Here is a 23,589-nt window from a genome sequence, read left to right on the forward strand (position 1 = left end):
AAATATTAACGTTTAGAGAATTGGAATCTCTTACGAGCTTTCTTCTGACCGAATTTCTTACGCTCAACCATACGAGGGTCACGAGTAAGTAAACCTTCTGGTTTTAAAATTGCTCTGTTTTCAACTTCAACTTCACACATAGCTCTTGCGATAGCCATACGAACTGCCTCAGCTTGTCCTGTAGTACCACCACCGTATACATTAACTTTTACGTCAAAGTTAGTTGCATTTTCTGTCATAGACATTGGTTGCATTACTTTGTACTGTAATGTAGCTGTTGGGAAGTAAGTTGTAAATTCTTTTTTGTTTACGGTGATTTTTCCTGTTCCTTCTGAAACATAAACACGTGCCACAGCACATTTTCTTCTACCGATTTTGTGAATAACTCCCATTACTTAAGATCGTTTAAGTTTACAGTTTTTGGTTTTTGAGCTTCATGTTTGTGCTCAGAACCAACATTTACATTCAAATTGCGGAATAACTCGGCACCTAATTTGTTTTTAGGTAACATTCCTTTTACAGCTTTTTCTACTAAAGCAGCAGGGTTTTTCTGTTGCTGTACTCTAGCAGTTAAAGTTCTTTGACCTCCTGGGTAACCTGTATGACGCATGTAAATTTTGTCATCTAGTTTGTTACCTGTTAGGTTGATCTTCTCTGCGTTAATAACGATTACGTTATCTCCACAGTCCACATGCGGTGTATAACTTGGTTTGTATTTACCTCTTAAAAGCATCGCAACTTTAGAAGCAAAACGACCTAAGTTATGACCTTCAGCATCTACCACGATCCACTCTTTCTGAGCAGTCGCTTTGTTTGCTGATACTGTCTTGTAGCTTAAATTGTCCACGTTTTTTTATTTTAATTAAACATTCCATCCCCAATAAAGGGAGTGCAAAAGTACAATTATTTATTTATAATGCAAGCACCTTCGGTATAAATTTATCAGTTGATTGTCAGACGAGTAGTTGATTGTGAGGTTTGTAAGGGTTAAAATTTATTCTTTAACAAACTTAATATCCACTCCGCCTTGTTTTAACAGCATGGTTTTGTCGCCAAAAGTCATGCTTACACCCGCCGGATCGAACACAAATTCGTTCTCGCTAATTGCATTTAACGGGAAGGCGCCTTGTCCGGTTGCCTGCGCTATAATCTGACCTTTATCGGCTTTGATGTTGATTTTCAAAGGAATTTCTTTGGAAGCATAAGTGCCTTCGTAGGATTTCAGTACGGTTTCATTTACTTTAAAGGATTTCAGATTTGGGAAAGTAAACGGCATCTTGTAATAAATGCTTAAAACGCCAATCATAATGTCGTTTCGGTTAAAATTATCGCCATTGACAATTAAGGAAATCCCCATTTTTTCTGCCGGATAATAGCCAACGACCGATTTAAAACCTTCAATACCTCCTGTATGACCGAAGAATTTTCGTTCACCAAAAGGGAAAGTCACCAGTCCGATGCCATAACTTTCTCTTAATTGGGTCATTTCATCTACAGAAGACGGTTTTAATAATTTTCCACTGAAGATAGCGCGTAAAAAGTAAGTAAGATCATTGGCAGTCGAGGTAATAGCTCCAGCCGAAAAAGGCAAGGACATGTCCCATTCCGGAACCGCTTCCCATTTTTCATCCTTATAGATATAGGATACGACTTCATTTCGTTTCGCGTCAGTTTTATCTACTATATAGGTGTTTTTGAGCTTCAGTTTGTCAACAATTCTGTTTTTTAGATTGGTTTTATACGATATTTTGGTAACGTCTTCAATGATGCAACCCAATAGATAATAGTTGGAGTTGCTGTATTCTGCTTTGGAATTGGGTTCGAAAATCGGCTTGTAATTGGTAATTTTTGCCAGCATTTCTTTTTTGCTGATTGTCGTTTTCATGCTTGTTGTGGTATCCGCGTTAACATAATCGGGGATTCCGGAGCGGTGGCGCAACAAATCGTTTATCGTGATTTTATCGGCATTGGGAATTTTTGGGTAGAATTTTGAAAGCTTGTCGTCCAGTTTCAGTCTTTTTTCCTCCGTCAGTTGCATGACCATGACCGCTGTAAAGGTTTTGGTAATCGAGCCGATCTTGTATTTCGTGTTCTTGTTGGGCTGCGCTTCTTTCGAATTAGGCAAACCGTAGGCTTTTTCAAAAACCACATCATCGCCTTCCCGAATGCTGATCTGTCCCATAAATCGGTTGTTATGGTTCAGATAACTGAGCAAACTGTCAATTTTTTTAAAACGGGCATTTTCCTGAGCCGAGATTGTTAGCGACAAAAGAAATGCGAATAAAAAGAGTGTTTTTTTCATGGTGCTCTATTTGTTGATGTTTTGTTTTTTCTGTGAACTAAATACTAATTACTGACCATTGCCAACTAAATTAATGCGCCTCCAGCCAGTTTTTACCCAAACCGATTTCCACTTCCAACGGAACTGCCATTTTGAACGCATTTTCCATTTCGTATTTAATCATCGGTTGAATTTTTTCTAGCTCACTATTATGAACGTCAAAAACCAATTCATCGTGTACCTGAAGCAACATTTTTGATTGCCAGTTTTCCGAAGTCAGCTTTTTATGGATGTTAATCATCGCAATTTTGATGATGTCTGCAGCACTTCCCTGAATAGGAGCGTTCACGGCATTTCGTTCGGCACCGCCTCTAACGATGGCATTGGCAGAATTGATGTCTTTTAAATAGCGTCTTCTTCCCGAAATCGTTTCTACATAACCGTGCTCTCGGGCAAAATCCACCTGATTGGCAATGAATGATTTTAGCTTCGGATAGGTTTTATAATAGGCTTCAATCAAATCGGCACTTTCTTTTCGCGATAAAGAAGTCTGATTGCTCAGTCCGAATGCCGAAACTCCGTATATAATCCCGAAGTTTACGGTTTTGGCATGGCTTCGTTGTTCTTTGGTCACTTCTTCCAATGGGACATTGAATACTTTGGCAGCGGTGCTTTTGTGGATGTCTTCATGATGCTGAAACGCCTTAATCATGTTTTCTTCCCCGCACAAAGCGGCAATAATGCGCAATTCAATCTGAGAATAATCGGCAGAAAGCAGCGTGTAATTTTCATCGCGGGCAATGAAGGCTTTTCGGATTTGTCGGCCTCGTTCGGTACGGATCGGAATGTTCTGCAAGTTCGGATTGTTGGAACTCAAACGTCCTGTTGCGGCTACGGTTTGCATGTAATCGGTATGCACGCGATTGGTTTTTTTATCGACCTGATTCGGCAATGCATCAATGTAGGTGCTTTGTAATTTCACCATCTGACGCCATTCCAAGATGTCTTTTACAATCTGATGTTCGTTGGCCAAATACGATAATACTTCTTCGCCGGTTGCATATTGCCCGGTTTTGGTTTTCTTTTGTTTGGCGCCGCCGATTTTCAGTTTGTCGAACAAAATATCGCCCAACTGTTTTGGAGAGGCTAAGTTGAATTTCTCGCCGGCGGTTTCGTATATTTTCTGTTCGAAGGTTTCGATTTCCTTTTGCATATCGGCCGACATGCTTTTCAGAAAATCCACATCCAATCGGATTCCTTCCCGTTCCATAGCTGCTAAAACCGGAACCAGCGGGATTTCGATTTCGTCAAACAGTTTTTTGGTGCCGACTTTTTCCAGTATCGGCTGAAAATGTTCTTTTAATTGAAAGGTAACATCGGCATCTTCTGTGGCGTATTCTTTGATGTCTTCCAAAGCGACGTCGCGCATGGACAATTGGTTTTTTCCTTTTTTCCCGATTAAGGTTTCTATGGATTTCGGGGAATAGTTCAGATATGTTTCCGATAGAATATCCATGTTATGACGCATGTCCGGATTAATCAGATAATGCGCAATCATGGTGTCGAACAATTTTCCTTTGATCTGAATGCCGTAATTGGCCAGGATTTTTAAATCGTATTTCATGTTCTGACCGATTTTTTCAATGGCTTCATTTTCAAAAAACGGTCGGAATTTATCCGCCAGCATTTGCGCTTCTTCCTGATTTTCCGGAAACGGTACATAAAATCCTTTTCCTTTTTCGAAGGCGAAGGACATCCCCACAAGCTCGGCGTTTAAGGCATCGATTCCGGTGGTTTCGGTGTCAAAACAAACCGAAGGCTGATTCATTAAATTCTGCAGTAACAGTTTTATCGGCAAATCGCCTTGGATGCTTTGGTAAAAATGTTCGGTGTTTTCTAAAGTGTTGTAATAAGAATGATGCGGCGTTGCTTCGTCGGAAACTTCGCTGAAACCAAATAAATCGAATTGGTCTTCGTTTGATTTCTTGGCCGGTGTTTTTTTGGCCGGTTTGACTTCTTCTGCTCCGTTTCCGTTGGTGTCGATTTCGTCGTATTCTTTTCCGCTGCCGAATAATTTGTCGAATTGCGTTTTCATCTGACGGAATTCCAATTCATGGAACAACGCATCGGTTTTTTCTACATCCGGTTTGGACAATTCGTAATCCGTGGCATCAAACGTTACCGGACAATCGAGTAGGATGGTGGCCAGTTTTTTGGACAATAAGCCGAGTTCTTTATTGGCTTCGATTTTATCTTTCATCGCACCTTTCAGCTGATGAGTGTTGTCTAATAAATTTTCAAGCGTACCGTATTCGGCCAGGAATTTTTTGGCTGTTTTTTCTCCCACACCCGGCAATCCCGGAATGTTATCGGCAGAATCGCCCATCATGCCTAAGAAATCTATCACCTGTTCGGGACGCTCGACTTCGAATTTGGCCAAAACTTCCGGAATGCCCCAGATTTCAATGTCATTTCCCATTCGGGCCGGTTTGTACATGAAGATGTTTTCGGAAACCAATTGTGCAAAATCCTTATCGGGAGTAACCATAAAAACCTGGTAGCCTTCCTTTTCGGCTTGTTTGGCCAAGGTTCCAATCAAGTCGTCGGCCTCAAATCCGGCTTTTTCAATAATCGGAATGTGCATCGCCTCTAATAATTGCTGGATATACGGAACCGCAATTTTAATCGCTTCCGGTGTGGCGTCGCGATTGGCTTTGTATTCCGGATACATTTCATTTCGGATGTCACTCCCGCCTTTGTCGAACGCTACTGCCAAATGATCCGGTTTTTCGCGTCGGATAACATCCATCAGGGAATTCATGAAACCCATAATGGCCGAGGTGTCCATTCCTTTGGAGTTGATTCGCGGGTTTTTGATGAAAGCATAATAACCACGGAAAATTAAGGCATAAGCATCTAAAAGAAACAGACGTTTTTGTTGTGACATGATGTAAAAAATTAGTAGGTAAAAATAAGCAAAGTGAGAAGAATATGCTAAAACATCGATTCGAAATCAATTGTTACGTTAAAATTAATCTAAATAGTGTTCGCTAAGCGCTTCATTCTTCGTTACTTTGCTTGTTCCAAAACAAATAATAATGCGTTTAGTTTTTATAGGGGTAATTCTTCTTTTAATAGAATTATATGCTTTTCAGGCAGTAAAAACCATCACCAAAGAACGATGGATACTGATTGCGTATCAGGTTGTCAGTTTTTTGGCTTTTGTGTATATATTGTACGGATTTAGCCAGTTTGACAGAAAGGTAGGGCAAAATGCACAATCGCTTTTTACGATAGGATTATTTTTGCTGATGCTGGTTCCTAAATTATTGGTGGCGGTGATTCTTTTAGGAGAAGATGTTTACCGAATGTTTGCGACCATCATTGCTTATTTTACGCAAACCGACAGTATTGCAGAGGCTATTCCGAGCAGGCGAAAATTCATCAGTCAGATTGCTTTGGGAATTGCCGCGATTCCGCTTACGTCTTTATTGTATGGGATGACCAAAGGGAAATACAATTATAAAGTGATTCGTCAAACCTTATTTTTCCCGGATTTACCGGAGAGTTTTGACGGGATGACGATAACACAGATATCCGACGTGCACAGCGGGAGTTTCGATAATCCTGAAAAAATTGAATATGCGATTGATTTGGTGAACCAACAACAATCGGATTTGGTCCTTTTTACGGGCGATATTGTAAATACGCATGCTACAGAAATGCACCCGTGGATTGATACGTTTCGGAAAATTCATACGCCGAAATTTGGAAAATATTCCGTTTTAGGAAATCATGATTATGGGGAATATGTTGATTGGCCTTCGCAATCGGCAAAAGAAGAAAACTTTAAGGCGATTAAGGATTTGTACCGTCAGATAGATTTTAAGCTGTTGCTGAACGAAAATGTAAAAATCAAACAGGGTGACGAAGAAATCGCTTTGATTGGTGTGGAAAACTGGGGGGTTAAGTTCAAACAGGCGGGGGATTTGAACAAAGCTTCCGAAGGAATTAAAAAAGAAGATTTTAAAATTCTGATGAGTCATGATCCGTCGCATTGGGATGCCGAAGTGCAACACCATGAAAATCATTATCATTTGACCTTGTCAGGGCACACGCACGGATTACAGTTTGGTATTGAAATTCCGGGGGTTATCCGTTGGAGTCCAGTGCAGTACGTTTACAAGCAATGGGCCGGTGCGTATCAGAATTTAGGCCGTTATATTTATGTGAACCGTGGCTTTGGGTTTCATGCCTATCCGGGGCGCGTTGGTATTTGGCCGGAAATAACGGTAATTCAACTAAAAAAAGGGCAAATAGTAGCATAAATGCTTAAAAATATTATATTTGTATACTATTTTTTTAAGAACAATAGTTTTTAATTCATCTAATTTTCTCGCTTATGTCAAAATTTGGAGAACTAATCAATACGCAAGTACCTGTTTTAATCGATTTTTATACCGATTGGAACGAGTCTTCCGTTTCTATGCATCCTGTGATCAGAGATGTGGCTGCAGCACTTGGTGATCGTGCCAAGGTAATTAAAATTGACGTCGATAAAAATCAGGAATTGGCAGAAGCCTTACGTATTAAAGGTTTACCAACGCTGATGATTTACAAAGAAGGTCAAATGGTTTGGAGACAATCGGGGGAGCTGGATGCCAATACTATTATTGGTTTGGTTCAGGAGAATTCTTAGTCGATAGTATCGAACACAAATCCTTTTTCTTTTAAAATTGCAATGGTTTCCGGTAAAGTGTATTCAAGATTTTTGAAGGCTTTGCGGCTGTCGTGAAATACGATAATACTTCCTTGTGTGGTATTTGAAACTACATTCTTCAGGCATTCTTCCGGGCTGATTTGAACATCAAAATCGGCACTTAAAACATCCCACATAATAATTTTATAGCCCAATTTGCGCAGTTTTGCCGCTTGTATGGCACCTATTTTTCCGTAAGGAGGGCGAAAGAGTTTCGTCTGACTACGATTCAATTCGAATTGTTCCATTTCTTTTTCACAGGCAATTGTATTCATCAAATACTCTTTGTTGTTGGTTTTCCATCCCTGCAAATGGTTGTAGGTGTGATTCCCAAAGCGATGTCCTTCTGCAACAACTTGCTTGAAAATTTCCGGATATTTCCGAATATTGTCTCCAATGCAGAAAAAGGTTGCCTTTATATTATGTGCTTTTAAAAGGGACAAGACCCATTCGGTGACTTCCGGAGTGGGGCCGTCGTCAAAGGTAAGGTAGACTTTTTTTTCAGTATTCGGGAGATCCCAAATCTGTTTGGAAAAAAGTTGCTTAATTATCCGGTTGGTTTTTATCCAGTAGAAATCCATACTATAAAAGTAAGGCTTTCAAAGTTAAAAAACCTTAAAAGCCTTAATTGATATTATTTTGAAAAAGGATTATTCCATATCTCTTTCGAAAAGCGGGAACAACTTGTTGTAACTGTTGAATTTTACTTTGTTTTGGTTGTAGAATTCCAAATCACCTCTTTCTTTCATGATTTGCAGTAGGCTTCTGTAGCTTTCAATATCAGTTACAATATCAACATACAAATCGTTTTGTTCTGTAGGTTTTAGGGTGCTGAAATACACTAGGTTTTCCTGATATTTCTTCATTAATTGAGATAAAACGTCTCTTGCTTTTGCTTTTTCGCCTATCGCATAATAACCTCCTGCAAACGGATCCACAAAACGATAATAGTCGAAATAGTCAATCGGCATTTTAGTCATAGCCAAATCGATTACTTTTTTGGCTTTGTCTTTTTTGCCTTCATTGATTAATGCTTCCATTAAACGGGCAAGGTTTGTTCGGTAGGAAATACTGTTTTTACGGGTTTCCGGGTCGTGGTAAATTTTTGGACTCTCGCTGTTGCCCCAATCCCACGACATAACGTTTTTGTACATTCTTTCCGTGTCGATATAGCCCATTTCAAACTGGTTTGCACCTTCGGTTTTCGGAGTTTTTACCGGAACCAATCGGTAAACCATGCCTTCCATTTGGAGGTATTCTTTCATCCAGATGTAATCCTCGTCGTCAAAACTTCCCGGAGAGAAATAAATCGGACGTTTCCAGTTGTTGTTCGCTACAATGTCCAGCATCATTAAACGGTGTTTGTAGATAACGCCACCGGTAATATTAACATCGATATTGGCTACAATAGAGTCGTTTAATGCAGCAGGCACAACTTTGTTTTTAATTACCACATTTTTGTCGACCGGAATACTGATTTTATCGGTTGGGTAAAACTGTACTTTTTGTCCGTTCGGCATGGTTTCAATAGTTCTTTCGTCTCCTGATTGGATGAATTTCATGAATTGCTCAATAGGAATACGTTCTTTGGTAATCTCTCTGTGGATTACATAATCGCGTGTTCCGGAAACATATTGACTGTGAGTAAATCGTATCGGTAACGGTTCTGATTTATAGGCTTTGGCTTTCATCTGATCGATGTACCAATCCTGACTGAACAATTGCGTGTTTACAATGCGCACATCCGTTCTGTAATTTTCGATTTCCTGAGCATACCATAACGGGAATGTGTCGTTGTCGCCAATAGTAAACAGTATGGCGTTGGGTTCGCAGGAATCCAGATAGGCTTTTGCCATCGCAATAGCGGTATAGCGGTCGGAGCGGTCGTGATCGTCCCAGTTTTCTTTCGCCATCAGTACCGGAGCAGCCAACAATGCAACGGCTATAATTACCGGTCCGGCTACTTTGGGTTGCAGGTATTTTTTGACGGCATCATAAATGGCATAAACACCAAATCCCAGCCACATGGCGAAAACATAGAAAGAGCCCACTACGGCATAATCTCGTTCTCTTGGTTCGAAAGGACGCTCGTTCAGGAAAATTTTTAAGGCGAAACTCGTAAAGAGGAATAACGCTAATAATACATAGAAACTTTTAAGATCTTTTTTGGCGTGGAAAACCATTCCGATAACCGCTAAGATAAAAGGTAAGAAATAATAAGTGTTTCTTGCTCTGTTGTTTGTGATATCCGGTGGGAGGTTTTTCTGAGAACCCAAGCGCATTTCGTCTATAAAGCTAATGCCGCTCAGCCAGTTTCCGTTTTGAGAATCGTATTTCCCCTGAATATCGTTTTGGCGGCCTACGAAATTCCACATTAAATACCTCCAGTACATATAACCGAATTGGTATTCGAACATGAATTTCATATTGTCGGCAAATGACGGTTTTTCAATTATAAGGTAATCGCCGTAGGATTTCAGAAACTTATCATAGCCTTCCAAATCAATTTTTCCGGCAGCAAAAGCACTTCTGAATTCAGAAACAATCTGTACCAATTCGTCTTCGTGCGAATACTCCGGATTGATGGTGAAGTTTAGTGGTTTTGTAAACGTCATGTAGTTTACGCGGGCATCCGGACTGTCGCCGTACCACATTCTTGGTAAAATGCCGTTGTGTTTGTCGCTTCCGTTGCTTTTTGCATTTACGTAGTTGTTAACGATTACGTATTTTCCGGATTTATAGTCTCTTTCGTAGTTGGGTTTGTCGTCTTCGTAGGGTTTGTCTTCGTCTAAACCGGCATAGGTTTCGGAGAATAACGGTCCGTAGAAGGTTTTTTGCTCACCGTATTGTTCACGATTGTAATAGGCTAAAACCTCTGCGGCATCCGATGGTTTGTTTTCATTGATTACCACGTTGGCATTGGCTCTTATGGGTAGCATTAACCATGTCGAGAATCCGATTAATACAAACAGGATGCAAAGTAAAATGGTGTTGTAAAAAGGTAATTCTTTTTTCTTAGTGTATTGTAATCCGAAGTAAAAGAAAGCAATGATTAACAGTGCGGCAAAAATGGTTCCGGAATTGAAAGGAAGGCCGATGCTGTTTACCATGAAAATTTCCATTTTACCAAAGAATCCTAAGGTATAAGGTAATAGGAATTTGAAAACAAAGAATAAAACCGCTACCATAACCACATTGGCAATGATGAAGTTTTTCAGGGTGATTTTTTCGTAGTTTTTAAAATAGTACAACAACCCAATGGAAGGAATTGTCAATAAAGCCATAAAGTGCACTCCGAAGGATAGTCCGATAACCAGTGAAATCAATAACAACCATTTGTTGCCTCTTCGGGTATACATTTCTTCTTCCCATCGTAATCCCATCCAAAGTAATAAGGCAATGAATAACGATGCCATTGCGTAAACTTCGGCTTCTGTTGCGCTAAACCAAAAGCTGTCGGTGAAAGTAAAGGCTAAAGCACCTACAAAAGCACTTCCTAAAACAACAATTGCATTGTCTTTATTGAATTCAGAATAAGAAGAAACTACTTTTCTTAAAATAATGGTCATGGACCAGAACATGAATAAAATGGTAAACGCACTTGAAAAAACTGATGTCATGTTAACCATCAAGGCTACTTTTCCGGCACTTGGTGCAAACATGGCAAAAAAGGCGCCGATCATTTGGAAAAGCGGTGCTCCCGGCGGATGTCCTACTTCCAGTTTTGCAGATGTGGCAATGTATTCCCCACAGTCCCAAAAGCTTAGGGAAGGTTCAACGGTTAATGTATAGGTTAATAGGGCAATTGCAAATGTCAGCCATCCTAAAATGGTGTTCCATTTTTTAAAGTTGAAAGTAGTCATATAAGATATGTCGATTTTTTCAGGTTGAATTCTACTACAAAGAAACTCTTTTTTTGCATATACAAACGCGCAATTTATTTTTTTAATATTTTTTTATGGAAAAATTTGGTTTGAAAAAAATATATATTACATTTGCACCCGCAATCACAATGATAGCGCTGGTTATTGGCCTATGGTGTAATGGTAACACTCCGGTTTTTGGTACCGTCATTCAAGGTTCGAGTCCTTGTGGGCCAACAAAAAACTCCTCAATTATTGAGGAGTTTTTTATTTTTATGAATTTTTGCTTCAGTGGGCTTTTGTGGTTTTGTTTTGTGTAAAAATATAGTATATTTGTACCCGCTATCGCAAGATGGTTTTGGTTATTGGCCTATGGTGTAATGGTAACACTCCGGTTTTTGGTACCGTCATTCAAGGTTCGAGTCCTTGTGGGCCAACAGGAAACCTCTCAATTTGAGGGGTTTTTTTATTTTGAATCTCTGTGTAATTAAGGTATAAAAAAGCCCGTTCAACGAACGGGCTTTTTGTTTATATGCTATGTGGTTAGATTTTAAAAGTAACCACCGGTCTTACCGAGTGGTTTACTAAATCTTCGCTGATACTTCCATTGAAGAAGTGTGCCAGGCCTTTTCTTCCGTGTGTGCTCATTCCGATTAAGTCGGCATCGATACTGTTGGCGAAATTTAAAATTCCTTTTTCAACATTCACGTCATTATAGATGTGTGTAGAGAAATTGTTGATTTGGAATTTCGAAACAAAATCATTCATTATTTTTTCAGCCACCGCGGTTGATTTGAAATTGTTTGGTGTGTTGATGGAGACCAAGTGTAGATGTGCTCCGAATTTGTTGGTGAATTCTACAGCGTTTTCGAATGTTTTAGTTACTTCATCTGAGAAATCAGAAGCAAATACGAATTTGTTTACATTGAATTCTCCGGTTTCTTTTTTGATTACTAAAACAGGAATGTCTGAAGTTCGAACAACTTTTTCAGTGTTGGAACCGATGATCATTTCTTTAAATCCGTTGGCACCATGTGATCCCATTACGATTAAATCGATGTTGTTTTTTTTACTTACATCAATGATTCCGCTGAAAGCAGATTCTAATTTGATGATTTCAGAAACTTCCAAACCGTCTAAATAACTTGCATTGGTAACTTCGTCTAATTTTTCTTCAGCTCTTTTTTTGAAGTACATGATTTCTGGGATTTCGTGACCATGAACCTGAGCGTCATTTCCTTCGTGTGGTAACTCCAGCATGTGAAGTAAAAAAATTTCGCCATTATTTTTTTTGGCAATTTGTGCAGCTACTTTAAGTGCGTATTCGGCGTGTTGGGAAAAATCTGTTGGTACTAAAATTCGTTTCATAACTGTTAAATGTGGGAAATTGGTGTTTAAATACTTTTTCATAAAGATATAAATATATTTAGAATTAACAATGATTTTCAATATTTAAAAAAAATTGTATATTTGCACCGTTATTTATTATCGAACTAAGTAATGAGGGAAGCAGTGCTTCCCTCTTTTTATACAAATATGACATTTAAAGAAAAAGTAAGCAGTGTTGTTAATGAAGCCTTGGGGCAAAAGCCTTCTCTTTTTTTGATTGACCTGACGATTACGGACGCATACAAAATTATCGTAACTTTAGATGGTGATAACGGGGTGATTCTTCAGGATTGTATCGATGTCAGTAGGGCTATTGAAGGCGGTTTGGATCGTGAGGAGCAGGATTTTTCGATGGAAGTGGCTTCGGCGGGAGCAACTTCTCCTCTGAAAATGCCGAGACAGTTTAAGAAAAACATCGGAAGAAAACTGAAAGTGACTACTGCAACAGAAAAAATTGAAGCGGAAATTACCGATGCAAATGATGAATTTATTGTTTTGGAATGGTCTGCCAGAGAACCAAAGCAAGTTGGGAAAGGAAAAGAAACTGTTCAGAAAAGAGCAGAAGTTAAATACGAAGATATTAAAGAAGCAATTGTTATAATAACATTTTAAATAAAGAGTTGGCATGGAAAATATTGCATTAATCGAGTCGTTTTCAGAGTTTAAAGACGATAAACTTATCGATAGAGTTACCTTAATGGCGATTTTAGAAGATGTGTTTAGAAATGCATTGAAAAAGAAATACGGTTCAGATGATAACTTCGATATCATTATCAATCCTGACAAAGGGGATATGGAAATCTGGAGAAATCGTGTGGTGGTTGCAGACGGTGAAGTGGAAGATGAGAATTCTGAAATTTCATTATCGGAAGCACGAAAAATTGAGCCCGACTTTGAAGTGGGTGAGGATGTGTCTGAAGAAGTGAAGTTAATACAATTGGGTAGAAGAGCGATTTTGGCCTTACGTCAGAACCTGATTTCTAAAATCCACGAACATGATAATACCAATCTTTACAAACAATTTAAAGATTTAATTGGTGATATTTATACAGCAGAAGTGCATCACGTACGTCCAAAAGCTGTAATTTTGGTAGATGATGAAGGAAACGAAATCGTGTTGCCGAAGGAAAAACAAATTCCGTCCGACTTCTTCCGTAAAGGAGATAACGTGCGTGGAATCATTGAAAGTGTTGAATTAAAAGGAAATAAGCCTCAGATTTTAATGTCGAGAACCTCCGATAAGTTTTTGGAGAAATTGTTCGAACAGGAAATTCCTGAGGTGTTTGATGGTTTGATTACCGTGAAAAAAGTGGTGAGAATACCTGGCGAAAAAGCAAAAGTAGCCGTAGATTCTTATGATGACAGAATTGACCCGGTTGGGGCATGTGTAGGTATGAAAGGTTCTCGTATTCATGGAATTGTTCGTGAATTAGGAAATGAAAATATCGACGTTATCAACTACACCACCAATACACAATTGTATATTACAAGAGCATTGAGTCCTGCAAAAGTATCTTCAGTGAAAATTGACGAAGAGAAAAAAACAGCCGAAGTGTTCTTGAAATTAGAAGAGGTTTCTAAGGCGATTGGACGTGGCGGACACAATATTAAATTGGCCGGGTTGTTAACCGGTTACGAATTGGATGTTATCCGTGAAGGAAATATTGCTGAAGAAGAGGATGATGTTGAATTAACAGAGTTCTCAGACGAGATTGACGGATGGGTTATCGATGAGTTTGCGAAAATCGGATTGGATACAGCAAGAAGCGTGCTGAAACAAGATGTTGCCGATTTAGTGCGAAGAACCGACCTGGAAGAAGAAACTATTTTGGATGTGATGCGTATTCTGAAAAATGAATTTGAAGAGTAAGTAGTAACGCAACAACAACACAACACGCATTAAGGTATTAATAATAAAGATTATATGTCTGAAGAAAGAGTAATAAGAATAAACAAGGTTTTAAGGGAATTAAATATTTCTCTAGATAGAGCTGTGGACTATTTGAAAGATAAGGGTCATACCATCGAATCAAGTCCTAACGCCAAAATTTCTAATGAGGAATACTCTATCTTGTGCGGTCAATTCTCTGCTGATAAAGGAAAAAAGGTGGCTTCTCTTGAAGTAAGTGAAGAAAAGAAAAAAGAAAAAGAAGCCCTGCGTATCGAGCGCGAAAAAGAGATTGAAGAAAAACGCAAACAAGACGAAGAGAGACAACGTCAGGAAATAATTAAAGCCAAAGCTACCCTTTCCGGGCCTAAAGCGGTTGGTAAAATTGATCTTGAGCCCAAAAAGCCTGAAGTTGTTGCTGAAAAACCATCTTCGGAAAAAGTCGAAAAAGCTATCGAGCCTGCGCCTGAAAAAGTAGTTGAAAAAACTGTGGAAGCCGTGCCGGTTGCAGAAGAGGTAAAAATTACTGTAGCGAAAACCGAAAAGGTTGAACAAGCAGAAAAAACTGAAAAAGCAGATAAGGTTGAAGCAGTTGACAAAATCGAGAAAAAAGCGGCTCCAATAGCGGAAGCTCCGGCAACTCCGGCTGTGGCAGAACCCGTGGAAGACGAGAAAATCGAAACACAATACCAAAAGCTTACAGGGGCGACTTTTACGGGTCAGACGATTGACTTGTCTCAGTTCAACAAGCCTAAGAAAAAGAAAGAAGATTTCAAAAAAGACGCAGCTATTAAGCCCAATGCGCCCGGAAGTGCGGCCGCGCAAGGACAAAATAACGCGAACAAAAATAAAAGAAAACGCATTCCAGGAAAACCGGGAGCGCCAGGAGCCGGAACACCAGGTCAAGGTGGAAATGCTCAAGGCGGTGCTAACAGACCAGGAGGCGGTAATAAGTTTGGTCCGAACAAGCCCGGTGGAGGTGGATTCCAAAAAGGAAACCGTCCGGCTATCGTTGCTAAAGTGGAGCCAACCGAGGAGGAGGTTAAAAACCAAATCAAAGAAACTTTAGAAAGACTTCAAGGTAAAGGAGGGAAATCTAAAGCTGCGAAATACAGGAGAGACAAGCGTGATTCGCACCGTCAGAAATCAGACGATGAGCAAAGAGCGATGGAAGAGGGAAGTAAGATACTGAAAGTAACGGAATTTGTTACCGTAGGTGAAATTGCTACCATGATGGATGTGCCTATCACGAAAGTTATCGGTACCTGTATGTCGCTTGGAATTATGGTAACCATGAACCAACGTTTGGATGCGGAAACCTTATCTATTGTTGCTGATGAATTCGGTTATGAAGTAGAATTTATCACGACCGATATCGAAGAAGCTATTGAAGTAGTGGAAGATCGTCCGGAAGATTTGGTACACAGAGCACCAATCGTAACGGTAATGGGTCACGTTGACCACGGTAAAACATCCTTGTTGGATTACATCCGTAAAACAAATGTAATTGCCGGAGAGTCCGGAGGTATTACACAACACATCGGAGCGTATGGAGTAGAGTTGGATAACGGTCAGGAAATCGCGTTCTTGGATACACCAGGTCACGAGGCGTTTACCGCAATGCGTGCCCGTGGTGCGCAAGTTACGGATATTGCTATTATCGTAATTGCTGCGGACGACGATATCATGCCACAAACCAAAGAGGCCATCAGTCACGCACAAGCGGCAGGAGTTCCATTGATTTTTGCAATCAATAAAGTGGATAAACCGAATGCGAATCCGGAGAAAATTAAAGAGCGTTTAGCGGCTATGAACTTGTTGGTGGAAGATTGGGGGGGTAAATACCAATCGCATGACATTTCTGCAAAAACAGGTTTAGGTGTTAAAGAATTATTAGAAAAAGTATTGCTTGAGGCGGAAATTTTAGACCTTAAAGCCAATCCAAATAAACCAGCTGTTGGTACAGTGGTTGAGGCACAATTAGACAAAGGTCGTGGTTATGTTTCTACTATTTTAGTACAAGCGGGGACATTGAGAATCGGTGATTACGTATTGGCCGGTAAAAATCACGGTAAAGTGAAAGCGATGTACGATGAGCGTGGAAATATCGTTAAGGAGGCAGGTCCTTCTACACCAATTTCCATTTTGGGTCTGGACGGAGCGCCAACTGCCGGAGATAAATTCAACGTATTTGAAGACGAAAGAGAAGCGAAACAAATCGCTGCGAAACGTATGCAGTTGTTACGTGAGCAATCGGTTCGTACACAAAAACACATTACACTTGCCGAAATCGGTCGTCGTATCGCTTTGGGTCAGTTTAAAGAATTGAACATTATCCTTAAAGGAGATGTGGACGGTTCGGTGGAAGCCTTGTCGGATTCCTTCTCTAAATTGTCTACTGAAGAAATTCAGATCAAGATTATTCATAAAGGAGTAGGAGCAATTACAGAATCTGACGTATTGTTGGCTTCGGCTTCGGATGCGATTATTATCGGATTTAACGTTCGTCCGCAAGGAAATGCAAAACAATTGGCTGATAAAGAAGAAATCGATATCCGTCACTATTCGATTATCTATGATGCTATCGATGATTTGAAAGATGCGATGGAAGGTATGTTGTCGCCGGAAATGAAAGAAGAAATTACCGGTACTGCCGAAATCCGTGAATTGTTCAAAATTTCTAAAGTGGGAACTATCGCCGGATGTATGGTTACCGATGGTAAAATTCTTAGAAATGCAAGAATCCGCTTAATTCGTGAAGGTGTGGTTATTTACACTGGTGAATTGTTGGCATTGAAACGATTCAAAGACGATGTGAAAGAAGTTTCCAAAGGGTACGATTGTGGTATGCAGATTAAAAACTACAACGATCTTAAAGAATACGATTTAATTGAGTGTTTCCACGAAGTGGAGGTGAAAAAGAAACTGAAATAACAGTTTGTTCTATAACTATAAAAATCCCGATTCGTCGGGATTTTTTGCGTTTAATCGATTTTTTACAAACTTAACGGTTTTTTAATTCAGTAAATTTTTATGTAAGATAATTAGATGTTATTTTTGCGACACTAAAATTTTATATATGAAAAAAATTACAATTTTATTAGTTGTATTGATGTCGTTATTCTCTGTGAATAAGACAGTTGCGCAATCCGAGCCCTTTATTGGTCAGATTGCTGTAGTTGCTTTTAATTATGCTCCACAAGGATGGGCTAAATGTGAAGGTCAATTGTTGCCGATTGCTCAAAATCAGGCGCTTTTTGCATTACTGGGTACGACTTATGGCGGTGATGGTATGACTACTTTTGCTTTACCGGACTTACGAGGGCGTGTGCCAATGGGAGATGGTAACGGTCCTGGTCTTACACCAAGAGTTTTAGGAGAGAAGAGCGGTTCGGAAACCAATACGTTAACGATTGCTCAAATGCCGATGCACAATCATACCGTTAATGCTTCTACTGTTGATGGAGATCAAAACGTGCCAACAGGCAGTATTCCGGCTAATACAAAAGCTTTGGATAAGGAATATACGGCAAGTGCAGCTAATACTACTATGAGTCCTTCAATGATTGGAGTTAGTGGCGGAAGCCAGCCTGTAAATAACATACAGCCTTATACAACGCTTACTTATATTATAGCCTTACAAGGTGTTTGGCCAACAAGACCTTAAGAAGTTGTATGAAAAAGATATTCTTATTACTAGCAGTGGTTGTTTCTTTTACAATAAAAGCGCAAACCATTACCTTCAACGGATGTCACGCTTTGTTTGAAAATCAGGATTATATTTTTAACAAGGAAACGACAGATGTGTCTGGGAGAAATGTTTTTACTACCAATCCTGTGGATGGCGGTCAGTCATGTGGAGGATTGGGAACCTGTGAATTCAAAATTCAGTGGAGTGTTTCCAATTCCCGTTGGGAGTTTGTTGCCGATAGTGGAAACGGCGATTTTGTAAATCCGCATTTGATCTATTATAATACTTCCTCTTCTACGCCAAATCCACCCGATTTGACTTTGGGGAGCTGGGTTGAGAATACCGTGGCAACCAGTTCGGCTTGCGGTGGTGTTCTGACTTCAGGTAATGCGGTTTTAACCGGCGCTGTGCAAAGCACGGTTTTGGGAACTGCCGATTTTTCAATTAACGGTGGTGTTACCGTTTATCCAAATCCAAGTTCGGAGCATATTACCGTTCTTTCTAAAAGTGAGATTAAAATCCTTTCCATTTTAAACATGCAAGGACAAGTAGTGCTAAAGGTTGCAAACAGCAATATTGCTAATGTTGCCATGCTTCAAAATGGAGTTTATCTCTTGCGCCTTGATACCGATGAAGGTGTCCAGGTTCTGAATTTTGTAAAAAAATAAATTTTAAATCCCGATTCGTCGGGATTTTTTGTTTCTATTACTTTTTGCAGTATACGATTTTTGCTTTTTTCCGTTTATTTGCTTTAATCTATTGTTTCTTATGATGAACATATCAATCCGTTTTCTTTTGCTCTTTTTTTTGTTTTCGACCAGTGTAGTTATTTCTCAGAATTACCGTGACAAAGTAATTTATGAAACCGTTTATCCTTCCTTTCAAAAAGCGAGAATGGACACTGAATATTATCAGAAAGCAAAAGAGGCTATTCTCGGTTTGGAAGCACAATATGGCTACGAAACCGATTTAAAATTGACGCTTTTGGAATACAGTTACCGTCATAAGGATATTACCTTTTTTAAAGAACAATTAGAGATTTTGGTAGAAAAATACGGCTACACAATTTCGTTTATGAAAGGTGGTGAGTTGTATTATGATGCTATTTTTACAGGAGAACTTTCTTCATGGTTCAAACCGATGTATCTGAAGAAACATTTCATTTGGCTTGAGCATAATTTCGACAAACAATTCGATCAGCGAAAGCTTTATGATATGGAATTGAAAAGTCAGGCGGTGCATTCATTTGCTTCAAAGATTATGGAAATCAAATCGCTTGATTCTTTCCAGATAGAAGCGGTAAACGCCAAATTGAATGAGTTTAAGTTTAGTAACAGTACTACGTTGTATGGCATTTGCCGGAAGTTTGATTTTTTTCCATCGGTCAAAAACTTCGCAGTAATACATTCTTTTTATAATATGGGTTTGTATCAGAATCTGGAAATCAAGGAAAATATCGAACGCACTTGGCTCCTTTTTGAACCGTATATCAAAAAAGCCTACTTGAAAAACGATATCGATTACGGCGAATACAGGAATTATGACGCGTTCTGTATTAAACATTTTGGGTTTCAGAAATACGGGTTGATTACCAAAGAATCACTTCCTTTATTTTTGAGGAATAAGGATTACGACGAATTTAGTGCAATCCCAATTGAGAATGCTTTTTTTGCCGAAAAAATGAAGCGGGAATTCGGATGGAAATAAGTTGGGACTTCTTGTTTAGGTTTGATGTGTCACGATACTTAATTTATTCACTACATCTTTTTGAAGGATAACGGAATTTTTGATTTCTGCCCGGAGTTTTGAAGAAGCAAAGGTTATATTAATGTGAAAGAATATTATATAACTGACTAAAATTCATAATTTTACTAATATTTTTTGTGTTTTTGGACTTAAATTTTAAAGTCATGAAATCAAAAATTGCAATTTACAACACCCATCAAGAAGCAGTGGATGCTGTTAAAGTGTTAAACGACCAAAATTTTCCCATGAGCAATGTTTCGCTTTTGGGAACAGCGGAAGTAATTGAGGACCATATCCACGTAAGATCAATCGATGCGATAAAAAAAGCTCCGGCCATTATCGGTATGGGGGCAGGTACCGTTATCGGATTGTTGTCGGGGATTGGTGTTTTTACAATTCCAGGTTTTGGTTTTTTGTACGGCGCCGGCGCTCTGGTTGGAGCAATTGCCGGTTTTGATTTGGGAATCGTAACGGGCGGACTTATATCATTCTTGTCTTTCATCGGAATCAAAGAAGATAATATAGTACGGTGTGAGGAACACCTGAAAGAAGGAAAGTTTATGGTGGTAGTAAACGGTTCGTTAGACGAAATTGAACAGGCAGAACATATTCTGCATACAGAAGGAACTCATTTGGAGCTTCTCAGTTAAGATACAGTAATAAATAAAGCCGACATTTGTCGGCTTTATGGTTTTTATATGGAAGTTATATTAGAAACTGTATTTTAAACCTCCGTAAATGTTTCTTCCGGCAGAGTTCATCCCAGATGAGAATGTTCTGTATTGTGTGTCCAGAATGTTTTCAACTCCGGCATACAATGTTACCCCAAAGAACGATTTGCTAGATGCTTTAAAGTTGTACGTTTCCCAAGCTGGCATTCCGCCTTTTGGGGCGTATTGTTCGTTGTCTTCGCCGTTTAAAAGATAATCGGAAATGTCTTTTTTGCCGTTGTACAACATATAGCCTTCAAGGGTAAAGAATTTGTGTTCGTAATTCACGCCTATTTTTCCGTAATAAGGAGCAATGTGGTCTAGTGGAGAATAGGTGTGGTCCTCATTTACAATACGTCCTAAGGTATAATTGAAATTAGCGGTTACCAGTACATTGTCGATTACATAAGCTTTTACGGAACTGGATAAACCGGTAATGAATGCTTTTCCTTTGTTTTGGTTGGCTAAAACCTGGCTTGTCGATCCATCATAAACAATTGTGCTGGCACCGTTAAAGGTGTATGTGTCGGTTACGATGGCATCAAACATTCTCGTGTAGAAGTAAGTGTTTTCGAATTGAAAACGTCTGTTGTTGCTTTTTACCGTGAAACCTAAATCGGTAGTAACGGTTTTTTCCGGTTTCAAATCTTTATTCGGAACAATTACCGAACCGTTTCCGGATTCAAATATTTTTGCCAAATCGTCAATGTTCGGCGCTCTGAAACCAGAACTGATGTTGGCTACTAAACGCACATTTTTACTTGGGTTATGAATGATTCCGGTTGTGGCGCTATATGTAAAATTACTTTGATTTACCGAAGTGAACGGCAATTCGAAAATAGAATTGTCTGCAATAGTACTTTTTAATGTAACATAACCACCGCGGGCACCAATATTCCAACTGGTTTTTTCATTGTTTTTGGTGCTGTAAGTAACATAAGCATCGGTTCGTAACATGTTGTTTTTGCCATTCGGATAACGGGTGTCGATGTCTTTGATTTCTCCGGTGTTGATGTTGTTGGAATAGGCTGTCGAATTCAAATCGTCGTAATAGGCCTCAATACCATATAAAACATCGCTGTTGGTGAACTCTTTTTTCAGATCGGCATTCAAAGCAAACACGTTTACTTTTTCAATGCGGTTTTGAAGGTTGTAATTCCCAAAACGTCGGTTATGTCTGCTTTCTTCTACATTCTGATAACTTGCCGTAAGTTTCAAATCATTTCCGATAAAAGCTTTGTCTTTAGAAAACGTATACGCCGAAAGCAATCGTTTTTGAGGGCCGTAAAACCATTCGGCATTTCTTAAGCCACTTCCGTTGGGATCGGTTAAGCGGTCGTATCTCGGAATGTCGGAGGTGGTCGAGTACTGCAGGTTTAGATTGTGCAAAGTGCCATTGTCTTGTTTGTACGACAGTTTCTGCATGAAGTTATACTGTTTGAATGCTGTATTTTTTTGAACATATTTATCGCTGTTTGGCGTTAAAACATCCACTCCGTTTTGAGTGGTGATGTAGTGTTCGCGTTCGCCGAAATAATCCGCACCGTGATTTTTCCTTTTACCCATTTTTAGATCGCCGTAATCGTTGTATGAGAACGAGGTAAGCGATGCAATTTTTACACCGGCATAATTGAAATCAAAATAACCTGTCTTTTCTTCATTGGCAGACGAATAACGTGTTATGGCATTACCGGAAAAACGCTTGTTGGTTTCGCTGAAGAATTTGGCTTTTTTGGTGTTGATGTTGATAGCGCCACCTAGAGCATCACTCCCGAAAATAGTGGACGTCGGCCCGTAGAAGATGTCCATGTTTTCGATACTGTTTTTGTCAACGGTAATGCTGTTTTGCAAATGTCCGGCTCTGAAAATTAAATTGTTCATGCGGATACCGTCGACCAAAAGCAGGATGCGGTTGGCTTCAAATCCTCTGATAACCGGACTTCCGCCTCCTTGTTGTGATTTCTGAACCGTTACATTTCCAGAGTTTGCCAATACATCAGCGGTGTTTTGGAAGTTCTGGAATTCAATTTCTTTTTGGGAAATTGTTTCGACTTGTTGCGCTATCGCTTTTTTGTTTTTTACGTATTTGTTGGAAGTTACAATGATTTCTTCCAGGTGTTTCGACTTAGTAGTGTCTTTTTGGGTTTGGGCATAAGTGCTCATTGTCAGTAATGACAATAAGTAGAAATATTTTTTCATTTCGTTTTTGTGTATAAAAGTTTATGTATGTTCGCTTTTTGATTGCGATTGGTATCATAAAAACATTATACACATGGCGGACGAAAGCCCTTTTGGAGGGCTGTGCTTTTAAATTCTTTTACGGGAGGGAAATTGTTTTGAACGTTTTGATAAACAATTGAAGGCTGTTTCAAAATAGGGGTGTGGAGGCAAACGTCGTAAGTGTTTTTACTTTTTAAAGCCTTGCTTTTTTTGTTTTTAGGGGAAATGTTTTTTGAAATGTATTTGATAGCATTTTCGTATTCGTCTTTTACTACTAAAACATATACTTTTTTTGAACCCAACTTGATTTTTTTAACGTCGTAATAAGCCCCTGCCAGTTTGAATTCTTTTTTGTTGGCTAACTTATTCCAGTCTTCTTTTGTGAATGTGATTTCTTTAAGATTTTGCGACTGTTTTATGTGAAAGTCTCTTTTGGTTTCCAGCAAATGCATGATAAAGGTCTCTGATAACAATAAAAACGAAAGCAACCCGTAGAGGATTGCGATGCTTAAAATTATTGTTTTCTTGAGGGTCATCTATTTGTTTGGTCTTATTAATAAAGCGGTAGGGTATTTTTTTACAATCTCTTTGTATTGTTTTTCCGCTTCAATTCGGGTTTTGAACGTGCCTACCCATACTTTAAAATTGGGATTGGAATATATTATTGTGCCATCCAGGTTTTTGTATTCCTTTTTGAATGTCGAAAGTGTTTTTTTTGCTTCTTCATTGGTGCCGTAAAAAATCTGTACTTTATAACGGTCATTAACAGTAATGGAAGAGTTTATCTTTCTTTTCTCGTTTAGAAGCATTTCAAATTTTGGATCCTGAATAATGTTAATTTTTGCGGTCTGTGAATAGGATTTTATTCCTGTTACCAAGGCTAAAACAAGTAAAGTTAAATAGGGGCATGTTCTTAAAATTCTCATAATGAAGTATATTTGAAGCAAAAATACAATTAATTAAATCAATCTGAAAACAGCAATTTATTTAGAATTGGTATAAATTACAATTTAAGATAAATTTAAGGTTTTGATAATAAGAC

Annotated in this window: 19 protein-coding genes and 2 tRNA genes; 11 read left to right on the forward strand and 10 right to left on the reverse strand. The window is 39.0% G+C overall.

The features are described from left to right. Positions 1-5: 5 nt before the first annotated feature. The 4 genes from rpsI to polA all read right to left on the reverse strand — a co-directional run bounded on the left by rpsI (position 6) and on the right by polA (position 5,228). Positions 6-392, reverse strand: coding sequence for a 30S ribosomal protein S9 (gene rpsI, locus FCR2A7T_RS06920; protein ID WP_035117710.1), 387 nt, complete (start codon positions 390-392; stop codon positions 6-8). Continuing rightward, positions 392-847, reverse strand: coding sequence for a 50S ribosomal protein L13 (gene rplM, locus FCR2A7T_RS06925; RefSeq protein WP_023570568.1), 456 nt, complete (start codon positions 845-847; stop codon positions 392-394). The genes rpsI and rplM overlap by 1 nt, the downstream gene beginning before the upstream one ends. Before the next feature lie 147 nt (positions 848-994). Continuing rightward, complete coding sequence (locus FCR2A7T_RS06930; protein WP_023570569.1) at positions 995-2,302, reverse strand: serine hydrolase domain-containing protein; 1,308 nt, start codon at positions 2,300-2,302, stop codon at positions 995-997. A gap of 70 nt (positions 2,303-2,372) precedes the next feature. Continuing rightward, on the reverse strand, positions 2,373-5,228 hold the full coding sequence (polA, locus tag FCR2A7T_RS06935; protein ID WP_023570570.1) for a DNA polymerase I: 2,856 nt from the start codon (positions 5,226-5,228) through the stop codon (positions 2,373-2,375). Between the two features lie 145 nt (positions 5,229-5,373). On the opposite strand from polA, the gene FCR2A7T_RS06940 reads away from it, so the two are divergent. Together FCR2A7T_RS06940 and FCR2A7T_RS06945 are read left to right on the forward strand one after the other, a co-directional pair. Further along, positions 5,374-6,609, forward strand: coding sequence for a metallophosphoesterase (locus FCR2A7T_RS06940; RefSeq protein WP_035117823.1), 1,236 nt, complete (start codon positions 5,374-5,376; stop codon positions 6,607-6,609). Between the two features lie 74 nt (positions 6,610-6,683). Continuing rightward, complete coding sequence (locus FCR2A7T_RS06945) at positions 6,684-6,980, forward strand: thioredoxin family protein (protein WP_023570572.1); 297 nt, start codon at positions 6,684-6,686, stop codon at positions 6,978-6,980. Here the strand turns inward: FCR2A7T_RS06945 and FCR2A7T_RS06950 are convergent. Then, positions 6,977-7,621, reverse strand: a complete 645-nt coding sequence (locus FCR2A7T_RS06950; RefSeq protein WP_023570573.1) for a polysaccharide deacetylase family protein — start codon at positions 7,619-7,621, stop codon at positions 6,977-6,979. The two genes, FCR2A7T_RS06945 and FCR2A7T_RS06950, sit on opposite strands and share 4 nt — an antisense overlap. A 69-nt stretch (positions 7,622-7,690) precedes the next feature. Continuing rightward, on the reverse strand, positions 7,691-10,903 hold the full coding sequence (locus FCR2A7T_RS06955; RefSeq protein WP_023570574.1) for a glycosyltransferase family 117 protein: 3,213 nt from the start codon (positions 10,901-10,903) through the stop codon (positions 7,691-7,693). A gap of 166 nt (positions 10,904-11,069) precedes the next feature. On the opposite strand from FCR2A7T_RS06955, the gene FCR2A7T_RS06960 reads away from it, so the two are divergent. Both FCR2A7T_RS06960 and FCR2A7T_RS06965 read left to right on the forward strand, forming a co-directional pair. Further along, a tRNA-Gln gene (locus FCR2A7T_RS06960) sits at positions 11,070-11,140 on the forward strand. 129 nt (positions 11,141-11,269) lie between these two features. Then, positions 11,270-11,340 (forward strand) — tRNA-Gln (locus tag FCR2A7T_RS06965). Between the two features lie 106 nt (positions 11,341-11,446). Here FCR2A7T_RS06965 and FCR2A7T_RS06970 read toward each other — a convergent pair. Continuing rightward, positions 11,447-12,271 carry a universal stress protein gene (locus tag FCR2A7T_RS06970; protein ID WP_023570575.1) on the reverse strand — a complete coding sequence of 275 codons (825 nt, stop codon included), beginning with the start codon at positions 12,269-12,271 and terminating at the stop codon, positions 11,447-11,449. A gap of 168 nt (positions 12,272-12,439) precedes the next feature. Here FCR2A7T_RS06970 and rimP point away from each other — a divergent pair, with 168 nt between their 5' ends. From rimP to FCR2A7T_RS07005, 7 genes are all read left to right on the forward strand, one after another. Then, complete coding sequence (rimP, locus tag FCR2A7T_RS06975) at positions 12,440-12,904, forward strand: ribosome assembly cofactor RimP (protein ID WP_023570576.1); 465 nt, start codon at positions 12,440-12,442, stop codon at positions 12,902-12,904. Between the two features lie 13 nt (positions 12,905-12,917). After that, entirely contained in the window at positions 12,918-14,162 is a 1,245-nt protein-coding gene (gene nusA, locus FCR2A7T_RS06980; RefSeq protein WP_023570577.1) for a transcription termination factor NusA, read from the forward strand. Positions 14,163-14,216: 54 nt separating this feature from the next. After that, positions 14,217-17,114 (forward strand): translation initiation factor IF-2, encoded by a 2,898-nt coding sequence (infB, locus tag FCR2A7T_RS06985; RefSeq protein ID WP_035117713.1) that lies wholly within the window; start codon positions 14,217-14,219, stop codon positions 17,112-17,114. A 145-nt stretch (positions 17,115-17,259) separates the two neighbouring features. Further along, on the forward strand, positions 17,260-17,847 hold the full coding sequence (locus FCR2A7T_RS06990; protein WP_023570579.1) for a phage tail protein: 588 nt from the start codon (positions 17,260-17,262) through the stop codon (positions 17,845-17,847). An 8-nt stretch (positions 17,848-17,855) separates the two neighbouring features. Further along, a complete protein-coding gene (locus tag FCR2A7T_RS06995; protein ID WP_023570580.1) occupies positions 17,856-18,539 on the forward strand; it encodes a T9SS type A sorting domain-containing protein in 684 nt (227 codons plus the stop codon). A 100-nt stretch (positions 18,540-18,639) separates the two neighbouring features. Then, a complete protein-coding gene (locus tag FCR2A7T_RS07000; RefSeq protein WP_023570581.1) occupies positions 18,640-19,578 on the forward strand; it encodes a hypothetical protein in 939 nt (312 codons plus the stop codon). Between the two features lie 203 nt (positions 19,579-19,781). After that, a complete protein-coding gene (locus FCR2A7T_RS07005; RefSeq protein ID WP_023570582.1) occupies positions 19,782-20,267 on the forward strand; it encodes a DUF1269 domain-containing protein in 486 nt (161 codons plus the stop codon). Positions 20,268-20,327: 60 nt separating this feature from the next. Here the strand turns inward: FCR2A7T_RS07005 and FCR2A7T_RS07010 are convergent, their stop codons facing one another. The 3 genes from FCR2A7T_RS07010 to FCR2A7T_RS07020 form a co-directional block, all read right to left on the reverse strand. After that, positions 20,328-22,526: a TonB-dependent receptor plug domain-containing protein gene (locus tag FCR2A7T_RS07010; protein WP_023570583.1), complete on the reverse strand. Its 2,199-nt coding sequence runs from the start codon at positions 22,524-22,526 to the stop codon at positions 20,328-20,330. 65 nt (positions 22,527-22,591) lie between these two features. Continuing rightward, positions 22,592-23,083 carry a hypothetical protein gene (locus FCR2A7T_RS07015; RefSeq protein ID WP_023570584.1) on the reverse strand — a complete coding sequence of 164 codons (492 nt, stop codon included), beginning with the start codon at positions 23,081-23,083 and terminating at the stop codon, positions 22,592-22,594. Continuing rightward, on the reverse strand, positions 23,084-23,473 hold the full coding sequence (locus FCR2A7T_RS07020) for a hypothetical protein (protein WP_023570585.1): 390 nt from the start codon (positions 23,471-23,473) through the stop codon (positions 23,084-23,086). Positions 23,474-23,589: the final 116 nt, after the last annotated feature.

The organism is Flavobacterium cauense R2A-7, from assembly GCF_000498475.1.
Classification (GTDB): Bacteria; Bacteroidota; Bacteroidia; order Flavobacteriales; family Flavobacteriaceae; genus Flavobacterium; species Flavobacterium cauense.